This is a genomic window from Flavihumibacter cheonanensis (assembly GCF_022352215.1).
Lineage (GTDB): Bacteria > Bacteroidota > Bacteroidia > Chitinophagales > Chitinophagaceae > Flavihumibacter > Flavihumibacter cheonanensis.
On sequence record NZ_JAKRWF010000209.1, the window covers coordinates 1 to 280 of the forward strand.

Annotated in this window: 1 protein-coding gene; it reads left to right on the forward strand. The window is 66.4% G+C overall.

Translation table 11 applies throughout. The features are described from left to right. The coding region (locus tag MD536_RS21720; RefSeq protein ID WP_239603869.1) for a hypothetical protein at positions 1 to 280 on the forward strand (280 nt) is incomplete at both ends.

The window sequence follows — 280 nt, forward strand, 5'->3', positions numbered from 1 at the left end:
CACCCGGAAGAGTGAGGGCGAGGGCGCCAACCCCATGATGGGTATGATGGGGGGCGGCGGGTCATGGCCGGACGGCCGTTACCTGTTGCTCCCGGAGGGCAACCGGGTCGTGCTCGTCAGCGACTCGTTCAGTTCGGTGGACCCGGATCCGACCCGCTGGCTTGAGAAGGAGTTCTTCAAGATCAGTGACCTCAAGGAGGCCCGCCTCCTGGACGGTGACGCAGAGGCCTGGAGCGTCTCGCGGGACACCAAGACAGCGGACCTGAAGCTGGCGGGCGAC